The organism is Streptomyces sp. NPDC041068, assembly GCF_040647455.1.
In the GTDB taxonomy this organism is placed as follows: domain Bacteria; phylum Actinomycetota; class Actinomycetes; order Streptomycetales; family Streptomycetaceae; genus Streptomyces.
Genome location: NZ_JBEZCG010000004.1, coordinates 29,423 through 47,944 on the forward strand (window position 1 = coordinate 29,423; position 18,522 = coordinate 47,944).

Annotated in this window: 15 protein-coding genes; 7 read left to right on the forward strand and 8 right to left on the reverse strand. The window is 71.5% G+C overall.

Annotation, left to right across the window (positions count from 1 at the left end; genetic code table 11):
* Positions 1-44: 44 nt before the first annotated feature.
* A complete protein-coding gene (locus AB0B50_RS10065) occupies positions 45-1,283 on the reverse strand; it encodes a serpin family protein (RefSeq protein WP_362328311.1) in 1,239 nt (412 codons plus the stop codon).
* A gap of 84 nt (positions 1,284-1,367) precedes the next feature.
* Between AB0B50_RS10065 and AB0B50_RS10070 the strand changes: the two genes are divergently transcribed.
* From AB0B50_RS10070 to AB0B50_RS10100, 7 genes are all read left to right on the forward strand, one after another.
* Positions 1,368-2,639 (forward strand): DUF4190 domain-containing protein, encoded by a 1,272-nt coding sequence (locus AB0B50_RS10070; RefSeq protein ID WP_362328313.1) that lies wholly within the window; start codon positions 1,368-1,370, stop codon positions 2,637-2,639.
* A 221-nt stretch (positions 2,640-2,860) separates the two neighbouring features.
* Positions 2,861-3,616, forward strand: coding sequence for a GntR family transcriptional regulator (locus AB0B50_RS10075; protein WP_362328315.1), 756 nt, complete (start codon positions 2,861-2,863; stop codon positions 3,614-3,616).
* Between the two features lie 221 nt (positions 3,617-3,837).
* Positions 3,838-5,463 carry a hypothetical protein gene (locus AB0B50_RS10080; RefSeq protein WP_362329139.1) on the forward strand — a complete coding sequence of 542 codons (1,626 nt, stop codon included), beginning with the start codon at positions 3,838-3,840 and terminating at the stop codon, positions 5,461-5,463.
* A gap of 163 nt (positions 5,464-5,626) precedes the next feature.
* Positions 5,627-5,815 (forward strand): SPOR domain-containing protein, encoded by a 189-nt coding sequence (locus AB0B50_RS10085; protein WP_362328317.1) that lies wholly within the window; start codon positions 5,627-5,629, stop codon positions 5,813-5,815.
* Positions 5,816-5,944: 129 nt separating this feature from the next.
* Positions 5,945-6,343, forward strand: coding sequence for a (deoxy)nucleoside triphosphate pyrophosphohydrolase (locus AB0B50_RS10090; RefSeq protein ID WP_362328319.1), 399 nt, complete (start codon positions 5,945-5,947; stop codon positions 6,341-6,343).
* A 138-nt stretch (positions 6,344-6,481) separates the two neighbouring features.
* Positions 6,482-6,898: an ATP-binding protein gene (locus AB0B50_RS10095; RefSeq protein WP_362328321.1), complete on the forward strand. Its 417-nt coding sequence runs from the start codon at positions 6,482-6,484 to the stop codon at positions 6,896-6,898.
* A gap of 173 nt (positions 6,899-7,071) precedes the next feature.
* The gene (locus AB0B50_RS10100) at positions 7,072-9,753 is read left to right on the forward strand and encodes a SpoIIE family protein phosphatase (protein WP_362328323.1); all 2,682 of its coding nucleotides are present in this window, start codon (positions 7,072-7,074) and stop codon (positions 9,751-9,753) included.
* A gap of 9 nt (positions 9,754-9,762) precedes the next feature.
* Here the strand turns inward: AB0B50_RS10100 and AB0B50_RS10105 are convergent, their stop codons facing one another.
* From AB0B50_RS10105 to AB0B50_RS10135, 7 genes are all read right to left on the reverse strand, one after another.
* The gene (locus tag AB0B50_RS10105; RefSeq protein ID WP_362328325.1) at positions 9,763-10,476 is read right to left on the reverse strand and encodes a PspA/IM30 family protein; all 714 of its coding nucleotides are present in this window, start codon (positions 10,474-10,476) and stop codon (positions 9,763-9,765) included.
* Positions 10,477-10,544: 68 nt separating this feature from the next.
* Complete coding sequence (locus AB0B50_RS10110) at positions 10,545-12,596, reverse strand: TPM domain-containing protein (RefSeq protein WP_362329141.1); 2,052 nt, start codon at positions 12,594-12,596, stop codon at positions 10,545-10,547.
* A 459-nt stretch (positions 12,597-13,055) separates the two neighbouring features.
* Positions 13,056-14,327, reverse strand: a complete 1,272-nt coding sequence (locus tag AB0B50_RS10115; RefSeq protein WP_362328327.1) for a hydrolase — start codon at positions 14,325-14,327, stop codon at positions 13,056-13,058.
* 81 nt (positions 14,328-14,408) lie between these two features.
* Positions 14,409-15,179, reverse strand: coding sequence for a succinate dehydrogenase/fumarate reductase iron-sulfur subunit (locus tag AB0B50_RS10120; RefSeq protein ID WP_362328329.1), 771 nt, complete (start codon positions 15,177-15,179; stop codon positions 14,409-14,411).
* Positions 15,176-17,125 carry a fumarate reductase/succinate dehydrogenase flavoprotein subunit gene (locus tag AB0B50_RS10125; RefSeq protein WP_362328331.1) on the reverse strand — a complete coding sequence of 650 codons (1,950 nt, stop codon included), beginning with the start codon at positions 17,123-17,125 and terminating at the stop codon, positions 15,176-15,178. Before AB0B50_RS10125 ends, AB0B50_RS10120 begins: the two co-directional genes overlap by 4 nt.
* Positions 17,126-17,959: a hypothetical protein gene (locus AB0B50_RS10130; protein ID WP_362328333.1), complete on the reverse strand. Its 834-nt coding sequence runs from the start codon at positions 17,957-17,959 to the stop codon at positions 17,126-17,128.
* A 93-nt stretch (positions 17,960-18,052) separates the two neighbouring features.
* Positions 18,053-18,364 carry a hypothetical protein gene (locus tag AB0B50_RS10135; RefSeq protein ID WP_362328335.1) on the reverse strand — a complete coding sequence of 104 codons (312 nt, stop codon included), beginning with the start codon at positions 18,362-18,364 and terminating at the stop codon, positions 18,053-18,055.
* Positions 18,365-18,522 lie beyond the last annotated feature (158 nt).

Here is an 18,522-nt window from a genome sequence, read left to right on the forward strand (position 1 = left end):
TGAGGAGCTGCGTACCTGAGGAGCTGCGTACCTGAGTACGTGACTCAGTGATCCTCGTCGTCCTCGTCGTCGTACTCGTCCTCGCGGGGCGGCTCCGGGTCCGTGACCCAGCCCGCCGCGAGGACGAGGCGCGAGGTGCGGTGGACGGCGAGGAAGCCGAAGGGGCGGTCGAACGTGGCGTCCACCTCGGTGGTGACGTAGCGCTCCTCGGGCATGCCTCCCGCGATGCCCGTGAACACGGTGACGGCCGCGGCCCGGAAGCCGAGCGCCCCGAACGTCGCCGTCGCCGCCTGCTCGGCCTTCTGGAGCGCCAGGGGCTCGACGGCGATCCCCGGGAAGTGGCCCCGCTCCGTGTCCCGTGCCGTGGTCACGCCGAACAGCTCGTGCCGTTCCATCAGGTCGTGCCGCGCCGTCAGCGTGAACGGCACGGTGGTGACGTGCAGCGTCGGCGGGCGGGGGCTCACGGCGCGTACCTTGCTGACGGTCAGGCCCGGACCCACGTCGCCGTACGGCAGTTGAGGCCCCGGCACCACAGGGAGCCTGCGCGCGAGAGCGTCCACGCCCGCGCCGAGGACCTGCCCCGGACCCATCCCCTCCTCGCCGAGCAGCAGATGGACGTCGATCCCGGTGTTGCCGAGCACCTTCAGTTCGGTCACGGCTCCGGCGGAGGACCGCGCGACGCCGACGCGGTCCAGGAGCGACGTCGTGCGGCGCAAGGCGGCCAGGGGGCGGTCCCCGTTCTCCCACGGACCTGTCTCGGGCCACATCACGTCCTCGTCAAAGGGCTGGAACCACTCCGTCCGCAGAGCCAGCGCGCTCGCCAGGGCGAACTCGGTGGCCTCGTCGGGGTGGGCCGGCATCCGCTCGATCTGCCCGCCCGTGTGCTTGGACGCCCAGGCGTCGAGTGCGGCCGCGTCCGCCGCCAGGTCGCCGGTCAGCACCCCGAGGGCGTCCACAGGCACGCCGTCGAGCCACGCGTCCCGCAGCGTCAGCGTGCGCCTCGTCCACAGGCCCACCGCCGCGTCCACGCCCCGCACGGCGGCCACCCGGGCCAGCAACTCCCGTGCCCCGCCCGCCGCTTCGTCCGCGCGCAGCCCCACCGCATCCGCCAGCTCGGTGCGCGCCGCACCGCCCGCGCCGTCCGCGAGGAACGCGAGGAGGGGCCAGACGCCGGGCGCGGAGAAGACGGTGCCGCGGTCCGGGGAGAAGGTCGCCGCCCAGCGCGAGGTCAGACCGTTGACGGCCTCGACGACTGTCCGAGTTGGTGCGCTTTGCTGCTGCATTACCTTTTCGCTCCCGCCCCGATTACGATGCGCCAAGCTCTCCGCACCGCCTGCCCGCCCCAGAGATCCAGGAGCACGTTACCCGTGGACATACCGCCGTCGCCCGGCCCGCACGAGCCCCCTCCGGGGCAGCCGGGACAGCCGGGACAGCAGGCACAGCCAGGGCAGCTGCCGTCGTACCCGCACCCCGGACAGGCCCCGTACCAGCAGTGGCCCGGCCCGTACTCGCCCTTCTCCCGGCCGCCAGTGAACGGCTTCGCCATCGCCTCCCTGGTGCTCGGCATCCTCTGCTGCATACCCGGGCTCGGCCTGATCTTCGGCCTGGTCGGGCTCTCGCAGATCAAGAAGAAGGGCGAGCGCGGCAAGGGCCTGGCGATCGCGGGAAGCATCCTCTCCGTGGTCGGCGTGCTGCTGCTCGTCCTCGCCGTCGCCACCGGCGGTGCCCGTGACTTCGTCGACGGGTTCAAGGAGGCGGCGCGCGAGTCCCGGCAGAACGCGGGCGCCTTCCCCGTAGACAAGGGAGGCTGCTTCGACGCGCCCAACGGGAAGATCGACTCCATGAAGTACGGCTTCCAGGTCGAGGAAGTGCGGTGCTCCGGGCGTCACGACGGCGAGGTCTTCGGCTCGTTCCGCGTGAACCACACCAGCTACCCCGGTGACGACGAGCTCACCGAGCTCGCCGACACCAAGTGCGCCGCGCTCACCGAGTCCTACATCCAGGACACCTGGGCCGTCCCCGGTGACGCGGACATCTACTACTTCGTGCCGGACCGCGACACCTGGCGCCGCGGCGACCGCCACATCACCTGCCTCTTCGGCGCCAACGACCCGGAGGAGCCCCTGAAGGGCTCCCTGCGCCGCGACGCGTCGACGCTCGACGACGACCAACTCGCGTACGTGAAGGCGGACAAGGCTTTCGAGGAGGCGCACGCGTCGGCCCCCGAGGAGGAGCGGTTCGAGGACGACCTCGAAGGCCACAAGAAGTGGGCCGCCCGCGTCGACAAGGGCATGGCCGAGCGGGTGCGGCAGTTGCGCGCGCACGACTGGTCCGCCGAGACGCAGGGGCACATCGACGGGCTCGTCGCCGAGATCGGCAAGGCCCGCAAGGAGTGGGCGAAGGCGGCCGAGGCGCCCGACGCCGACCGCTTCTACGACCACTACACGCGGGGCTTCGGCCTCCTCGACGGCAAGAGCGAGTTCGCCGCGCGCAAGTCCCTCGGCCTGGCGACGACTTCGCCGCGTGACGCGACCCCGGAGGACGGCCCGGAGTCGGGTCTCGGAGAGGGCCACGGCGAGGACCACGGCGAGGACTACGGAGAGGACCACGACGACGGCGGGGAGGGCGCAGCGGTGTGACGCGGGCCGGGGACGGCCCCCGCGAGGGGGCCGAACGTTTCCTCGGCCGGCACGGCGCTCGCTCGCCCCTCTCGGCCGTTCGCCATATCCGCGGAAAGGCCCTGCGTAAAGACCTGCGGCGGAAGAAATCATCACTTCGGGTGATTCCTTGGCCTTGGGTTGCACCCAACAACCCACGGTTGCCAGGCTGTTGCTGTCTGTCAACCTGATGGGAGTGGCCAGTGACTTTCGGTGAGCAGCCGGCGTACCTGCGGGTCGCGGGTGATCTCCGCAAGAAGATCGTCGACGGTTCGCTGCCGCCGCACACCCGACTCCCCTCGCAGGCAAGAATCCGCGAGGAGTACGGGGTGTCGGACACGGTCGCCCTGGAGGCGCGCAAGGTCCTGATGGCCGAGGGCCTGGTCGAGGGCCGCTCCGGATCCGGCACCTATGTGCGCGAGCGCCCCGTCCCGCGCAAGATCGCCCGCACCGGCTACCGCGCGGTGAACGGCGGCTCGACCCCCTTCCGTCAGGAGCAGGCCGCCGACGGCACGCGCGGCACCTGGGAGTCCCGCAGCGAGCAGATCGAGGCGAGCACCGCGGTCGCCGAGCGGCTCGCCATCCGTGCGGGCGACCGCGTGATGTGCACCAAGTACGTCTTCCGGGACGCCGGCGAGGTCATGATGCTCTCCACCTCCTGGGAGCCCCTGGCCGTCACCGGGCGCACCCCCGTGATGCTCCCCGAGGAGGGCCCGCTCGGCGGCTGCGGAGTGGTGGAGCGCATGGCGGCCATCGACGTGATCGTGGACAACGTCGCGGAGGAGGTCGGCGCACGCCCCGGCCTCGCCGAGGAGCTCAACGCACTCGGCGGTGTCCCCGGCCACGTCGTCCTGGTCGTCCAGCGGACGTACTACGCATCGGGCCGTCCGGTCGAGACGGCCGACGTCGTGGTGCCCGCCGACCGCTATCACGTCGCGTACCACCTGCCCGTGAAGTGACCTCTCGTGATGGGGAGTTAACACCCGAAGCACCGCCGTAACCCCGGGGCAACACCGCCCCGCGACCACCTGTCACGCGCGGCTCCTACCTTCCCCGTCCGTACCCGCAACCCGGCCGGACGACAGGAGCCTTCATGACGGACGCGACGGTCACCCATGACGTCACCCATGACCCCGAGGCCCCCGCGGAGAACCCGCCACCCCGGCGCAGTTACGCCAGGATGGCGGCCGACGAGAGCCGCGAGGACTACTCGCTGCGGTACGCCCCGCACTCCTTCCGGCGCTGGTCCCCGACCATGGTGGCCTCCACCGCGCTGGGTGGCATCGCCTACCTCGCGGACTTCGCGATCGGCGCGTCCATCGTCTTCACGTACGGCTTCACCAGCGGTCTCGCCTCGATCCTGTGCGCCGCCACGATCATCTTCGTGACGGGCATACCGATCGCGCGGGCCTGCGCCGCGTACGGCCTGGACATGGACCTGGTGACGCGAGGGGCGGGATTCGGCTATTTCGGGTCGACCCTCACGTCCCTCATATACGCGTCCTTCACCTTCATCTTCTTCGCACTCGAAGGTTCGATCATGGCCCAGGCCATGCATCAGGCCGTCGGACTCCCGGTCCAGATCGGCTACTTGGTGACGACGCTGATCGTCATCCCGATCGTCTTCCGCGGCATGGGCGCACTGGCCAAGGTGCAGGCCTGGACGCAGCCGATCTGGCTGGTCGGCATGGTGCTGCCGTTCGTGGTGCTCGCCTTCGAGGCGCCGGACGCGTGGGGTGCCTTCGGCTCCTTCGGCGGTACGGAGGGCGCGGGCAGCGGCTTCTCCTGGATCGGCTTCGGCCTCGGCACGGGCGTCGCGCTCTCGCTCATCGCGCAGATCGGCGAACAGGCGGATTACCTGCGGTTCATGCCCGCGCGGACCGAGTCGAACAAGCGGCGCTGGAATCTGGCCGTTCTCGCGGCGGGGCCCGGCTGGGTCGTCATCGGCGCGGCCAAGCAACTGGGCGGCGCCTTCCTGGCGTTCGTCGCCCTGGAGGCCGTCGGCAGGACGCACGCCCTGGAGCCGATCGCCCCGCAGATCGAGGCGCTCAGGCCGTGGCTCGGCTCCTTCGCGCTGCCCGCCGCCGCCCTGTTCGTGATCGTCTCGCAGATCAAGATCAACGTGACCAACGCCTACAGCGGTTCGCTGTCCTGGTCGAACTTCTTCTCCCGCGTCACCCACCGGCACCCGGGCCGGGTCTGGTACATCTTCCTCAACCTCGCCATCGCGCTGACGCTGATGGAGATGAACATGTTCGCGGCCCTCAACAAGCTGCTGGGCTTCTACTCGAACGTGGGCATCGCCTGGATCACGGCGGTCGCCGCCGACCTGGTCATCAACAAGCGGATGGGCTGGAGCCCCAAGTACATCGAGTTCAAGCGGGCGTACCTGTACGCGGTGAACCCGGCCGGGTTCGGCGCGATGGTGGTCGCGTCGACGGTCTCGATCCTCGCCTTCTTCGGCCTGTTCGGGGAGTACGCGCAGGCGTTCTCGACGTTCATCGCGGCCGGACTCGCCCTGCTGCTCTGCCCGTTGATCGCCTGGGCGACCAAGGGCCGGTACTACCTGGCGCGCCCCAACCCGGTGAACGGCCCGCACGTGGCGGTCGCCGACATCACGGCCACGCACACCTGCGGTGTCTGCGTGACGGCGTACGAACTGCCCGACATCGCGGACTGTCCCGTCCAGCCGGGCCCGATCTGCTCGCTGTGCTGCTCACTGGACGCCGACTGCGGGGACGTCTGCCGCAGGTCGCCGACGGGTGAACCGGTGCTGATGCCGATCCCGACGGTGCGTACGGGCTGAGCAGTGGCCGATTGCGTACCTCCTCCTCACCTCCTGCGTATCTCTTTGTGCAAAGTCGTATCCGCTGAGTAAAGGTCGGGCGTAGGCTCGGGCATATGCGGATTGCGGTTTCCTTACTGATCGAGGCGTGGCGCGCGCCGGGGGTGGCGAGCGGAGGGGCGCGATGAACGACGGGACGGTCCTGTTGCCCTGGCTCGTGATACGGCAGGACGACAACGGCAACCGCTATCGCGTGGGCAGGTACGCCACCAAGGCCGAAGCCCAGAAGATCGCGGACAGCCTGGACGACCGGGGCCACAAACGGCTCTACTCCATCGAAAAGCTCCACCAGAACGGCGGCGGCGCCCGCTGACCAACTCCGGGGGGAGCGGGGCCGTGCCCCGAAGGGGCGCGGGGAACCGCGCGACCAGCCCCCACGCCCCGCAGACAAAGAACCGCCCCTGAAAACGCCCAACCCAGCGGAGCGCCTAGGCTCCGGCGCATGAACCGACGCATCGTGGTGGGCGCCGCCCTGTATGACGACGGCCGCCTGCTCGCCGCAAGGCGCACCGCTCCGCCGGAGCTCGCAGGCCGCTGGGAGCTGCCCGGCGGCAAGGTCGAGCCCGGCGAGCGCTGCGAGGACGCGCTGCTGCGCGAGCTCCGCGAGGAACTGGGCGTCGAGGCGGAGCTGACCGGACGGGTCCCGGGGGAGTGGCCGCTCGCCAAGGGGTACACCCTGCGGGTCTGGGCCGCCCGCCTCGTCTCGGGCGAGCCCGAGCCCCTGGAGGACCACGACGCGCTCCGCTGGCTCGCCCCCGACGAGGTCTGGTCGGTGGACTGGGTGAGCGCGGACGTGCCCGCGGTCGCGGCGGCGCTCGCCCTGCCGCACGCCACGCACTGACCCCGCCTACGCCGTTCGTGCCACAGTGCGCCCCAGTACGCGGTAATCCCGCCGGGATATCGGGTATGTGCCCATTAACCCCATGAAACCGGACAGGTTCCCGGCGGGTTCCCGGCAGGCTCCGCTTCTGGTCTGGAAGTGATCGGCGTGATCGACACCGAAGGCGACTGCGCCGAGTGGGACTTCCCCGCGGACCCCAGCGCCGTCCGCACCGCCCGCGCCGTCGTCCGCAAGCAGCTCGGCGACTGGGGCCTCGCCCCCCTCGGCGACGTCACCGTGTTGCTCGTGAGCGAATTGGTGACCAACTCCCTGCGCCATGCCTCCGGGCCCATCGGCGTACGCCTCGTACGCCCCTCGACCCCCTCGGGCACCCTCCTTGTGGAGGTGTCCGATCCGCTCCCCGACCCGCCTCTGGAGCGCGTCGCGGCCCCCGACGACGAGGGCGGCCGCGGCATTCAGCTGGTCGCACGCTCCGCCCGGCGCTGGGGGACACGGCCGGGTCGCACGGGCAGGACGGGGAAGACGGTGTGGTTCGAGCTGGCGCTGCCGGGTTAGAAGACTGGCAGTGTGCGAGAGGCGTCCGGCACAAGGGCGGCACGGGCCAAAAAGCGTCGAGTCCGTGCTGTGATCGTGAACGCCGTGTGGTGCTGCGCCGTAGTGCTGGATACTGCGGACAGCCGTATGCGGTGACCGGTGCCGGACGCGGTGAGCTGGAGGGGACGGTTCGCGTGAGCGAGATACCAGCGAAGGCGACGGAGCCCGACGGGCCGTCGGGCGACGCGATGGCCGACGACTCGGGCGACGCCGGGTCGGACGGACCCGGCGACGCGACGGCCGGCGGGCCCGGGGGCGCCGTGGCAGGCGGTTTCGGGGACGCCTCGGCCGACGAGACCTGGCAGAGCAGCCCACCCGGTTCGATCTACGACTACATCAAGGTCGCCTCGTTCTCGATCGGTGCCGACGGCCTCGTCGACCAGTGGAGCGTCCGCGCCGAGCGCCTCTTCGGCGTCGCCGCCCCCGACGCCGTCGGCAAGGACCCCATCGAGGCATTCGTGCCGCCCGAGCTGCGCCCCGGCGGCCACCGCAAGATGGCCGAGATCCTCGACGGGCGGGAGTGGACGGGCGTCGTCCCCTTCCGGGTGCCCGACGGGGACGACGGCGGCGGAGCGGGGCTCGAGGGCATCGCCGAGGTCTATGTGATGCCGACCGAGACGGAGGACGGCGAGCGGGCCGCGGTCTGCATCGTCGTCGACGTCCGCGCGCTCCGGCAGATCGAGACGGACCTCGCCGCCTCCCAGGCCATTTTCGGCCAATCTCCCTTCGGCTTCCTGCTGTTCGGCACGGACCTGAAGGTGCAGCGTGCCAACCGCCGCTTCGCCGACGTCTTCGGCGGCGGCGTCGAGGACCACCGCGGCCGCACCGTCCACGACTATCTGCCGCGCCACGAGGCCGACCGCATGTCCGCCGCACTCAAGCGGGTCCTGCGGACCGGCGACTCCGTGACGGACATGCAGATAGTGGGACCCGCACCCGGCAGCAGCGAGCGCCGGCACTGGTCGATCAACCTCTACCGCGTGCACAGCGGTTCGGGCATCCCCATCGGCGTCGCGGGCCTCGGCACCGACGTCACCCGGCGGCACGCCGCCGCCCGCGAGGCCGCGCACGCCCGGCGCAACCTCGCGCTCCTGAACGAGGCCGGAGCCCGCATCGGCAACTCCCTGGACCTGGAGACCACCGCCAGGGAACTGCTCGACGTCACCGTCCCCGGCTTCTGCGACCTCGCCTCCGTCGACCTGTACCAAGGCCTGCTCGACGGCGACGAGACCCCGCCGGGCCTCGCCGACGGCAGCGCGGAACTGCGCCGCGTGGCCTTCGCGAGCGCGGTCGCCGACGCCCCGTTCCCGGACGGCTCCGGGCCCATAGACGTCGGCGCGGTGCACCGCTTCGCGTTCTCCTCGCCGTGCGCCGACGCCCTGCGCGCGGCCAGGCCCCGGCTGGTCACCGGCGCCGACAGCGCGTCCGCGAGCAGGCTCACCGGCGGCCTCATCCAGTCGACGCTCGCCGTGCCGATGGTCGCCCACGACACCGTGGTCGGCCTCGCCCAGTTCTCCCGCACGAAGGGCAGCGAACCCTTCGGCGAGCGCGACCGTGCCCTCGCCGTCGAGCTGGCGGCGCGGGCCGCCGTCTGCATCGACAACGCCCGCCTCTACCGCAGGGAGCACGAGCGCGCGCTGATACTGCAGCGGTCCCTGCTGCCGCCCGGCGACCCCGAGGCGTCCGGGCTCGACATCGCCTGCCGCTATCTGCCGGGCAACGCCGCCACGGAGGTCGGCGGCGACTGGTTCGACGTCATCGAGCTGCCGGGCCACCGCACCGCCCTGGTCGTCGGCGACGTCATGGGCCGCGGCCTGCGCGCCGCCGTCGCCATGGGTGAACTGCGCACCGCCGTGCGCACCTTGGCGCTCCTCGACCTGGAGCCCGCCGAGGTCCTCTCCGCCCTCGACGAGGTCGCCCGCGGCCTCGGCAACCCCGCGGGGCCCCAGCAGACCACCAGAGCGGCCCGCAAGGCCGCGGACGCGGACCTCAGCGAGGTCTACCTCGCCACGTGCGTGTACGCGGTCTACGACGCCGTCACGCGCCGCTGCACCTTCGCCAACGCGGGCCATCTGCCGCCCGTCCTCGTCGAGCCCGGCGAATCCGCGCTCATGCTCGACGTACCCCCGGGCATGCCGCTCGGCGTCGGCGGCGAGCCGTTCGAGGACGTCGAGGTCGAACTGCCCGAGGGCGCCCTCCTCGCGCTCTACACCGACGGCCTGGTCGAATCCCGCGACCACCCGCTGGACGAGGGCCTCAACGCCTTCGTACGCGCCCTCAGCGACGCCCCGGCCGGCCTGGAGGACGTCTGCGACCACGTCCTGAACACCCTCGACACCCACCACGGAGAGGACGACATCGCGCTCCTGATGGCGCGCGTCGAGGGACTGCCCGCCGAGCACGTCGGCGACTGGGCGCTGCCGCGCGACCCCAAGTCGGTGGGCCGCGCCCGCGAACTGGCCTGCGAACAGCTGCGCGACTGGGACCTGGAGCGGCTCTGCGACACGGCGGAACTGCTGGTCAGCGAGCTCGTCACCAACGCCCTGCGCTATGGGGAGGGCGAGATCAGACTGCGCCTCCTGCTCGACCGCACGCTGGTGTGCGAGGTGTGGGACGGCGGCTTCGTCCAGCCGCGCCGCCGCCGTGCGCGCGACACCGATGAGGGCGGGCGCGGGCTCCAGCTGGTCGGCCTGCTCAGCGCCGCGTGGGGCTCGCGCAGGACACCGCGGGGCAAGACGGTCTGGTTCGAACTCGCGCTGCCCGACGGGGAGTCCGAACCGATGGACGCGGCGGAGGCGCTGCTCAGCCTGTTCTGAACCCTTCGGTCAGGTGGTCGCCTTGAGGGCGGCGAGGCGGGCCTCGACCTCCGCCGCGTCGCCCAGGGCGTCCAGCTCCTCGAACTGCGCGTCGAGCGAGGACGCGGCGAGTTCCTGCTTGCCCAGCGCCCGCGCCTCCTCCCTGCGCACCTTCTCCTCGAAGCGGCTCAGCTCGCTGGCCGGGTCGAGGACGTCGATGCTCTGGGCGGCGTCCATCATCTGGTTCTGCGCCTGCGCGGTCTTGGCGCGGGCCACCAACTGGTCGCGTCTGGACTGCAGGTCGGCCAGTTTCCCCTTCATCCGGTCGAGCCCGGACCTCAGCTTGTCCACGATCTCGGTCTGCGCGGCGATCGTCGGCTCGGCGTCCTTCGCCTCCTTCTCGGAGTGCAGCTGCCGTCCGAGCGCGACCTTGGCGAGCCGGTCGAACTTGTCGGCCTCCGTGGCGTTCCCGTCGGCGCGCAGCTCGTCGCCCTTCCTGCTCGCGGCGAGCGCCTTGGTGCCCCACTCGGCGGCCGTGTCCTGGTCGTCCTTGTGGTCCTGCTCCAGCATCCGCAGATTGCCGATGGTGGTCGCGACCGCCTCCTCGGCCTCCTTGATGTTGTTCGTGTAGTCGCGGATCAGCTGGTCGAGCATCCTCTGCGGGTCCTCGGCCTGGTCGAGGAGCGCGTTGATGTTCGCCTTGGCCAGCTGGGTGACACGGCCGAGGACGGTCTGCTTCGTCATGAGGGCCACCTCCTTGTACGAGGGTTCGTGAGGGACGTACGAAAGTCGCTGCCGGGGAGCGCGGGCGCTCAGAATCTGCCGCCCCCGCCCCGCCGCCCCCGTGTCTCCCCGCCGCCGAAGCTGCCGGGGCTGCCTCCGCCGAAACCGCCCCCTCCGTAGCCACCGCCTCCGCCGAAACCGCCCCCTCCGTAGCCACCGCCTCCGCGGCCCCCGCCTCCGAAGAGCTCGCCGAGGATGATGCCGCCGAGGACCGCGCCGCCCATGCCGCCGCCCCGGCCGCCGCCTCCGCCCAGGCCTCCGTAGGGGTTGCCGTAGCCGCGTACGTCACGCTCGGCGAGCTGCTGCGCCTGCCGGGCCAGGGAGTCCGCCTGCTGGGCCTCGGCGAGCGCGGCGGTGGCGTCGCCGTCCTGGGCGGCCTCCGCCTGCGCGAGGTGGCGCCCCGCCTCGGCGAGGCGGGTCCTTGCCTCGCTGCCGACGGCGCCGCGGTGCGTGGTGACGTAGTCCGTGGCCGCCCCGACGGCGCTGCGCGCGGTGAGCAGGGCTTGGGAGAGCAGCGCGCGGGAGCGGCGGTCGCCCACCTCGCGCTCGCGCGCGCCCGCCAGGGCCTCGTCGAGCGCGGCGTCGGCCTCCTCGACGCGGCGCAGGGCGTCGATGGGGTCGTAGGGCCCCGCGGAGGTCTGCTTGCGCACCTCCGCGACCACCGACTCCGCGCGGGCGACACGGCCCCGCAGATCGGCCGTGGAGACGCCGTCCACCGTGCCGTCGAGCAGGCCGCGCGCGTCGGCGAGGTCGGCCTCGGACTCGGCGAGCGCGCCGGGCAGCTTCTCGGCGGCCAGCGTGAGCTCGTCGGCGAGCCGGTCGACGGCGTCCACGAACGTGCCCGCCTGGTCGACGGCGCCCTCGGCGGCGCGCAGATGGACCGCGGCCCTGCCGCTCTCGCCGGTGTCGACGGACTGCCGGGCCTGATTGAGGTGCGTGGTGGCGAAGACGAGCCGGTCCTTGGCCTGCTCGACATGGCCGAGCACGGCCGCCGACGCGGTGGGCGCGTAGGTCGCGCGGAGGCGGGCGAGGGTGTCTTCGGCGGCTCCGGTACGCCCGGCGACCTGCCGGAACACCGTCTCCGCGTGCTCCAGGGCCTGCGGGGCGTTCTTCTCCAGGGCGCGCAGCTCGTCGAAGCCCGCGGTCTCGGCGTCGAGCCTGCGGCCCGCCTCGGTGCAACGCGCGACGATCTCGTCCAGCATGCGGCGCCTGGTCGGATCGTCCTCGGGGAAGGCGTCGTCGAGCTCCTGCCGCAGCCGGAACGCCGCCGTCAGCTCCGACTGCGCGTACGCGAGCGCCTCACCGAAAGGTCTGGTGGCATCCTCCCCGAACTGGGCGGTGGCGAAGCCGAGTTCCTCGGTGCTGGTGCGGACGGCGTCGTCGGTCTCCACGAGGAGGCGGCGGGCCTGCTCGTCGAGGTCGGGGAGCGGAGTGAGGGATGTCTGCCCCCACCCACCACCCGGTGTCGTACGGGTGGTGGCGCGCTTCCTGCGCCGCTTGTACGCGACGGTCGCGACGACCCCTGCCGCGCCCGCGGCCACCACCGGGAGCACCAGGTCACCGGCCGCGGAGTCGTCGCCGGCGCCGGGGTCGGCCGGGCCCGGGGTGACCGAAGGCGTCGGTACGGGCCGTCCCGCGAGGACCGCCCGGTAGCCGTACGCGGCGCCGATGGCGGCCCCCGCCCAGTCGTTCTCGCGCAGGGCGGGCCTGATCGCGGTGGTGGCCACGTCCTTGAGCTGTGCGTCGGTCAGCCGCGAACCGTCGTCCACGGAGTAGGCGAACTGCCGGTCGTGGGTGGCGACGGCGAGCAGGACGTCGTCGATGCCGAGGCCGCCCCGCTCGGCGGTGGCGTCCGCCCAGCTCTGCGCGGAGCGGCCGGAGAAGTCACGTACGTAGACGACGAAGAGCTGCACGCCCCGGTCGTCGTAGAGCCGATCGAGGGCCTTCTCCGCAGCGCCCTTGCGGTCCCCGAGGGCATCCACCTTGTCGGTGATCTGGCCGGTGCGGGAGAGCGTGACGGGGTCGTCGGCCGCGGCGGGCGGAGCGCACAGCAGCGGAAACCAGGCGAGCAGCGCGGCCACGGCGGCCGCGGCTGCCCGCGCGGCTATGTGCGGGGGCGGCGTCACATTTGGGAGCGTATGACCCTGCCGGGGGCGCCGCGACCTGGGGCGGGGCGTGGTCGATCGGTCGCCCGGCAGCTTCGGACTGTGCCCACCCGTGCCGCCCCAGCGGCACGATTGCCCACAGAGGGAGCGGCAAGGGGAGGCGGAGACGACCCGCAGCCGCGTACGAGACGCGAGGGACACCCCGCCCACCCGCAGCCGCACACGAGACACGAGACACGAGACACGAGAGGACGCCCCACCCACCCGCAGTCGCGTACGAGACACGAGGGGACGTGGGGGTATGTGCGCACGGAGCACCGAGCACAACGCCAACCCCAGCCGCAGCAACAAAGCCCCGCAACAAAGATGGCGAGTACGGACATACCCCCGCGGCCCCGCCCCACAACCGAACCCCAGGCGCAGACGCCCGCCCCCTCACCCCGCGAATTCCACCTCCGGATACCGCCGCGACGGGACGTCCAGCAACCCGCTGTCCTCCCCCTTCAGCCACCGGTCGAAGAACGCGCCCACGTACGCCCGCTGCCCCGCGACCGCCCGCCCCGGATCCACCGTGCCGATGTTCTCCGCAAGCACCTTCTCGTCCACCCCCGCCTGCGGAAGCAGCACCGGCAGGTCCGTGTACGTCTGGTGCAGTGAACCCCGTAGCGTCAGGTTCCGCTTCCAGCCCGTGCTGTGGGACCAGAACGACCGCCACGACGGCTCCGTCACCCGGTCGCTGCCCTCGCGACCCATCAGCAGGAAGGGACGGTCGAGGCCGTGCTTGGCGACCGGCATCAGGTTCGTGCCGTTCGGTTCCGGGTTGAACTCCAGCGTGCCGTCCAGGTCGACGCCCGCCTTCACCCGCCGGTCCTCGTACATCGTCTGGGCCGCGGCGATCCCGCCCGCGGACTGCCCGAACATGCCCACGCGCCGCTGGTCGACCACCTTCGACAGGCCGTGCGGCAGCGAACCGAGGCGGTCCAGGACGAACCGGGAGTCGGCCACCCGGACGTCCAGCGTCTTCTTGAGCAGCTCCGCCATCGTGCCGTTCTTCTTCGCCTCCGCCAGCGCCTTCCGCAACGGCCCGTCACCCTTGACCGAGCCGTCGGGGAACTGCACGCCGGGGTTCTCGTAGGTGTGGTCGACGGTCACCACGACATAGCCGCGGCTCGCCATCTCCTCGACCAGGGCCGTGCCCCAGGTGCGCGGATCGCCCGACCCCGCCGCGTACACGAGGACCGGCCGCCGCCCGCCCCGGGTGTCCGCCGGCGACCCCTCCCGCGCATGCGTCCGCGTGGCCGCGAAGTCGACCGCGCCCTTCGGGATGCCGTGGGGCGCGGTGGCGTCCCAGCGCGCGGCGGCGCCGGGCGCCATGTACCGGGCGCGGCGGTGCCCCTCGCCCGGTCCGCCCGCGCCCCGCGCGGCCGGATACCAGACGCTGACCATCAACTCGCGATACGGCTGCGACGCCACCCACGGGTCGTGCCGCGACCGGTCCACGAGCCGCGCGGACACGGTACCGATCTCGTACGGGCCCGTGGGCGCGGGCAGTTGGGTGCGGCCGCCGGTGGCGGTGGTGTGTGCCCGCGCCGTGGGCTGAGCCTGTGCCGTCGTCGTGAGGGGCAGCAGGCCCGCCACGAGCCCGGCGGCGGCGAGTCCCAGCAGCGTACGACGCGTTAAGGCAGAGGAAGCGGTGGAGGAAGTCATGCCTCCATGCTGGTCGTCACCGGCCCGCCGCGACCATGGGGAAATCAGGGAAGAACCGGCTGGGGGATAACCCCCAGCCCCCTAGTCCCCCCGCCGCCGAATCTTGTTCCCGAGCCACACCAGCGGATCGTACTTCCGGTCAACTGCCCTCTCCTTCAAGGGAATCAGCGCATTGTCCGTGATCTTGATCCCCTCCGGACAGACCTCCGTACAGCACTTGGTGATGTTGCAGTAGCCGAGCCCGTGCTCGTCCTGCGCGGTCCGCTTCCTGTCGAGGCCGGACTCCGCCGCCGCGTCCAGCGGATGCATGTCCAGCTCGGCGACCCGCATCAGGAACCGGGGACCGGCGAAGGCCCCCTTGTTCTCCTCGTGGTCGCGCACCACATGGCACGTGTCCTGGCACAGGAAGCACTCGATGCACTTGCGGAACTCCTGCGAGCGGTCCACGTCCGTCTGCTGCATGCGGTACTCGCCGGGCCCGAGGTCCTCGGGCGGCACGAACGCCGGGACCTCGCGCGCCTTGGTGTAGTTGAAGCCGACGTCCGTCACCAGGTCCCGCACCACGGGGAAGGCCCGCAGCGGCGTCACCGTGATGACCTCGTCGCGCTCGAAGACCGACATCCGCGTCATGCACATCAGCCGCGGCCGCCCGTTGATCTCCGCGGAGCACGAACCGCACTTGCCCGCCTTGCAGTTCCAGCGCACCGCGAGGTCGGGCGCCTGGGTGGCCTGGAGCCGGTGGATGATGTCGAGGACGACCTCGCCCTCGTTGACCTCGACCTTGAAGTCCTCCAAGCCGCCGCCGTCCACGTCCCCGCGCCAGACCTTGAATTGCGCGTCGTACGAACTCACTCGTACAGCTCCTCTTCAGTCAGGTACTTGACCAGCTCCTCCTTCTCGAAGAGGGCGAGCAGGTCCGGGCGGATGGGCTCGGTCTCCACACGTACGAGATCGATCTGGCCACGCACGGGGTCCGTGGCCGCCAACCCGCCCGTGGGATCGGCCAGTTGGCACAGCAGATTGGCGCGCCGCCACTCGCGGTCCATGGCGGGATGGTCCTCGCGGGTGTGACCGCCGCGGCTCTCCGTGCGTTCCAGGGCGGCCCGCGCGATGCACTCGCTGACCAGGAGCATGTTCCGCAGGTCGAGCGCGAGGTGCCAGCCCGGGTTGAACTGGCGGTGCCCCTCGACCCCGGCCCGCCGTGCCCGCACCCGCAGTTCGGCGAGCTTCTCCAGGGCCTGCGCCATCTCGGCCTCGCGGCGGATGATGCCGACCAGGTCGTTCATGGTCTGCTGCAGTTCCTGATGCAGGGTGTACGGATTTTCGGGCGTCGTCCCGTCCTCGGGGCCCTCGGCGCTGAACGGCCGCAGCGCCTCGGCGGCCGCGGTGTCGATCTGCACCTCGTCCACCGTCGGCCGGGCGGCGAGCCCCGCGGCGTACCGCGCCGCGTGCAGTCCCGCGCGCCGTCCGAACACAAGCAGGTCGGAGAGCGAGTTGCCGCCGAGCCGGTTGGAGCCGTGCATGCCGCCCGCGACCTCGCCCGCGGCGTAGAGCCCCGCGACGCGGCGCGCGGCCGCGGTGTCGGAGTCGACCGCGATGCCGCCCATCACGTAGTGACAGGTGGGTCCGACCTCCATCGCCTCGGCGGTGATGTCGACGTCCGCGAGCTCCTTGAACTGGTGGTACATGGAGGGGAGTCGGCGCTTGATGACCTCGGCGGGCATACGCGTCGACACGTCCAGGAAGACGCCGCCGTGGGGCGACCCGCGGCCCGCCTTGACCTCGGCGTTGATGGCGCGCGCGACCTCGTCACGGGGCAGCAGTTCGGGGGGCCTGCGGTTGTGGTCCGGGTCGTCGTACCAGCGGTCGCCCTCCTCCTCCGACTGCGCGTACTTCTCCTTGAAGACGTCGGGGACGTAGTCGAACATGAACCGCTTGCCCTCGGAGTTGCGAAGGACCCCGCCGTCGCCGCGGACGGACTCGGTGACGAGGATGCCCTTGACCGACGGCGGCCAGACCATGCCGGTCGGGTGGAACTGCACGAACTCCATGTTCAGCAGGGGTGCTCCGGCGAGCAGCGCGAGCGCGTGGCCGTCGCCGGTGTACTCCCAGGAGTTCGACGTCACCTTGAAGGACTTGCCGATGCCGCCGGTCGCGAGGACCACGCTGGGCGCTTCGAGCACGAAGAAGCGGCCCGACTCGCGGTCGTAGCAGAAGGTCCCGCAGACCCGGCCGGCCTCGCCGTAGCCCTCGCCCTCCTCCTTCAGCACCCGGGTGACGGTGCATTCCTGAAAGACCTTCAGGCGGGCCTCGTAGTCCCCGTACTCCTTGAAGTCCTCCTGCTGCAGCGAGACGATCTTCTGCTGGAGCGTGCGGATCAGTTCCAGGCCGGTGCGGTCGCCGACGTGCGCGAGGCGCGGGTACTCGTGCCCGCCGAAGTTGCGCTGCGAGATCCGCCCGTCCGGGGTGCGGTCGAACAGGGCGCCCCAGGTCTCCAACTCCCAGACCCGGTCGGGTGCTTCACGCGCGTGCAGCTCGGCCATCCGCCACTGGTTGAGGAACTTCCCGCCGCGCAGGGTGTCGCGGAAGTGGACCTGCCAGTTGTCGCCGGAGTTCACATTGCCCATGGAGGCCGCGATGCCGCCCTCGGCCATCACCGTATGGGCCTTGCCGAACAGGGACTTGCAGATCACGGCCGTACGGGCGCCCTGCTCCCGGGCCTCGATGGCGGCCCGCAGTCCGGCGCCGCCCGCCCCCACCACGACGACGTCCCACTGCTGTCGCTCCACTTGAGACATTCAGAACAACCTCGGATCGTCGAAGGCGCCGGACGCGATCAGGTACACGTAGAAGTCGGCGAGTGCCACGCTCACCAACGAGGCCCAGGCAAGCAGCATGTGACGGGCATTCAGTTTCCCTACCCACTGCCACATGCGGTACCGCACCGGATGCTTGGAGAAGTGCTTCAGCTTGCCCCCGACGATGTGCCGACAGGAGTGGCAGGAGAGCGTGTACGCCCAGATCAGCACGATGTTGACGAGGAACACGAGCGTGCCGAGCCCCATGTGGCCCCACTCGTAGTGCTCGTCGCGGAAGGTCAGGACCGTGTCGTACGTGAGGATGCACGCGACCGGCACGGCGGCGTAGAAGAAGTACCGGTGGATGTTCTGCAGGATGAGCGGGAAGCGGGTCTCGCCCGAGTACTTCTTGTGCGGCTCGGCCACCGCACAGGCGGGAGGCGAGGCCCAGAAACCGCGGTAATACGCCTTGCGGTAGTAGTAGCAGGTCAGCCGGAAGCCGAGCGGGAAGATCAGGATGAGCAGCGCGGGGGACAGGCCCCACCAGCTGCCGAAGATCTCCCAGTTGGGCCCCGACCGCATCGGCTCGCAGTTCTCGGCGAGGCAGGGCGAGTAGAACGGCGAGACGTACGGCGCCTGGTAGTAGTCCGTGTTCGCGAAGGCCCGCCAGGTCGAGTAGACGACGAAGGCGAGCAGCCCGGCGGCGGTCGCCGCGGGGGCCAGCCACCAGCGGTCGGTCCGCAGATGGGCAGCGGTGATGGCGGCGCGTGTGCCGTCACGCACGCCGCCGGGGGCCGGTCCGCTTTTCGGTTGGGGTTCCGTGCCGGTGGCCAACGAGGCTCCACTCCTTCGTCCTCGGGCGGGGAAGGGCTCTTCTGGGGTCGTGGCTCAGCGGGGCGCGCCACAGGGGCGGTCCCCGAGGTGCGGTCAGGGCGCGTGGCGGTCGCGCGCGCCGAGGCCCTCGTCGTCGAGATCCCCGGAGTTCGCCCACAGCGCGCTGTCGTACGGCGTATCGGGGATGGTCACGAGATCGGGCCGGTGCTCCTCATGGGGCGCCGGTGGCGGGGCCGCCGCGCGCAGCAGGGCGACGCTCTCGCGCAGGTGGTCGGTGTCGGTGCGCACCCGGCGTACGTCGACGTCGGCTATCCGGTCGCCGGCCTGCTGCTCCAGCCTTCCGACGGTGCGGACCAGATCGTCCACGCAGCGCTGAACGGCCGTCAATTCGTCGTGCAGAGCCATGACTTGCCCTCACTTCAGGGGTGCGGTGGCAACGCTCATGCGCCTGCGAGTGTCGCGCGTCACATCCCGGCTTGTGAAGGGATCTGCACCGATTACCGGATCGAGGGCGGCGAATGCGCCGGATCACGCGCCGATCGCGCCGACCGCGACCGCCGGTG

Bases quoted from the DNA above. Each gene is read 5' to 3' on its own strand.
- AB0B50_RS10065 (WP_362328311.1), bottom strand. From the start codon at position 1,283: ATGCAGCAGCAAAGCGCACCAACTCGGACAGTCGTCGAGGCCGTCAAC.
- AB0B50_RS10080 (WP_362329139.1), top strand. From the start codon at position 3,838: ATGGCGGCCGACGAGAGCCGCGAGGACTACTCGCTGCGGTACGCCCCG.
- AB0B50_RS10085 (WP_362328317.1), top strand. From the start codon at position 5,627: ATGAACGACGGGACGGTCCTGTTGCCCTGGCTCGTGATACGGCAGGAC.
- AB0B50_RS10090 (WP_362328319.1), top strand. From the start codon at position 5,945: ATGAACCGACGCATCGTGGTGGGCGCCGCCCTGTATGACGACGGCCGC.
- AB0B50_RS10105 (WP_362328325.1), bottom strand. From the start codon at position 10,476: ATGACGAAGCAGACCGTCCTCGGCCGTGTCACCCAGCTGGCCAAGGCG.
- AB0B50_RS10115 (WP_362328327.1), bottom strand. From the start codon at position 14,327: ATGACTTCCTCCACCGCTTCCTCTGCCTTAACGCGTCGTACGCTGCTG.
- AB0B50_RS10125 (WP_362328331.1), bottom strand. From the start codon at position 17,125: ATGTCTCAAGTGGAGCGACAGCAGTGGGACGTCGTCGTGGTGGGGGCG.
- AB0B50_RS10135 (WP_362328335.1), bottom strand. From the start codon at position 18,364: ATGGCTCTGCACGACGAATTGACGGCCGTTCAGCGCTGCGTGGACGAT.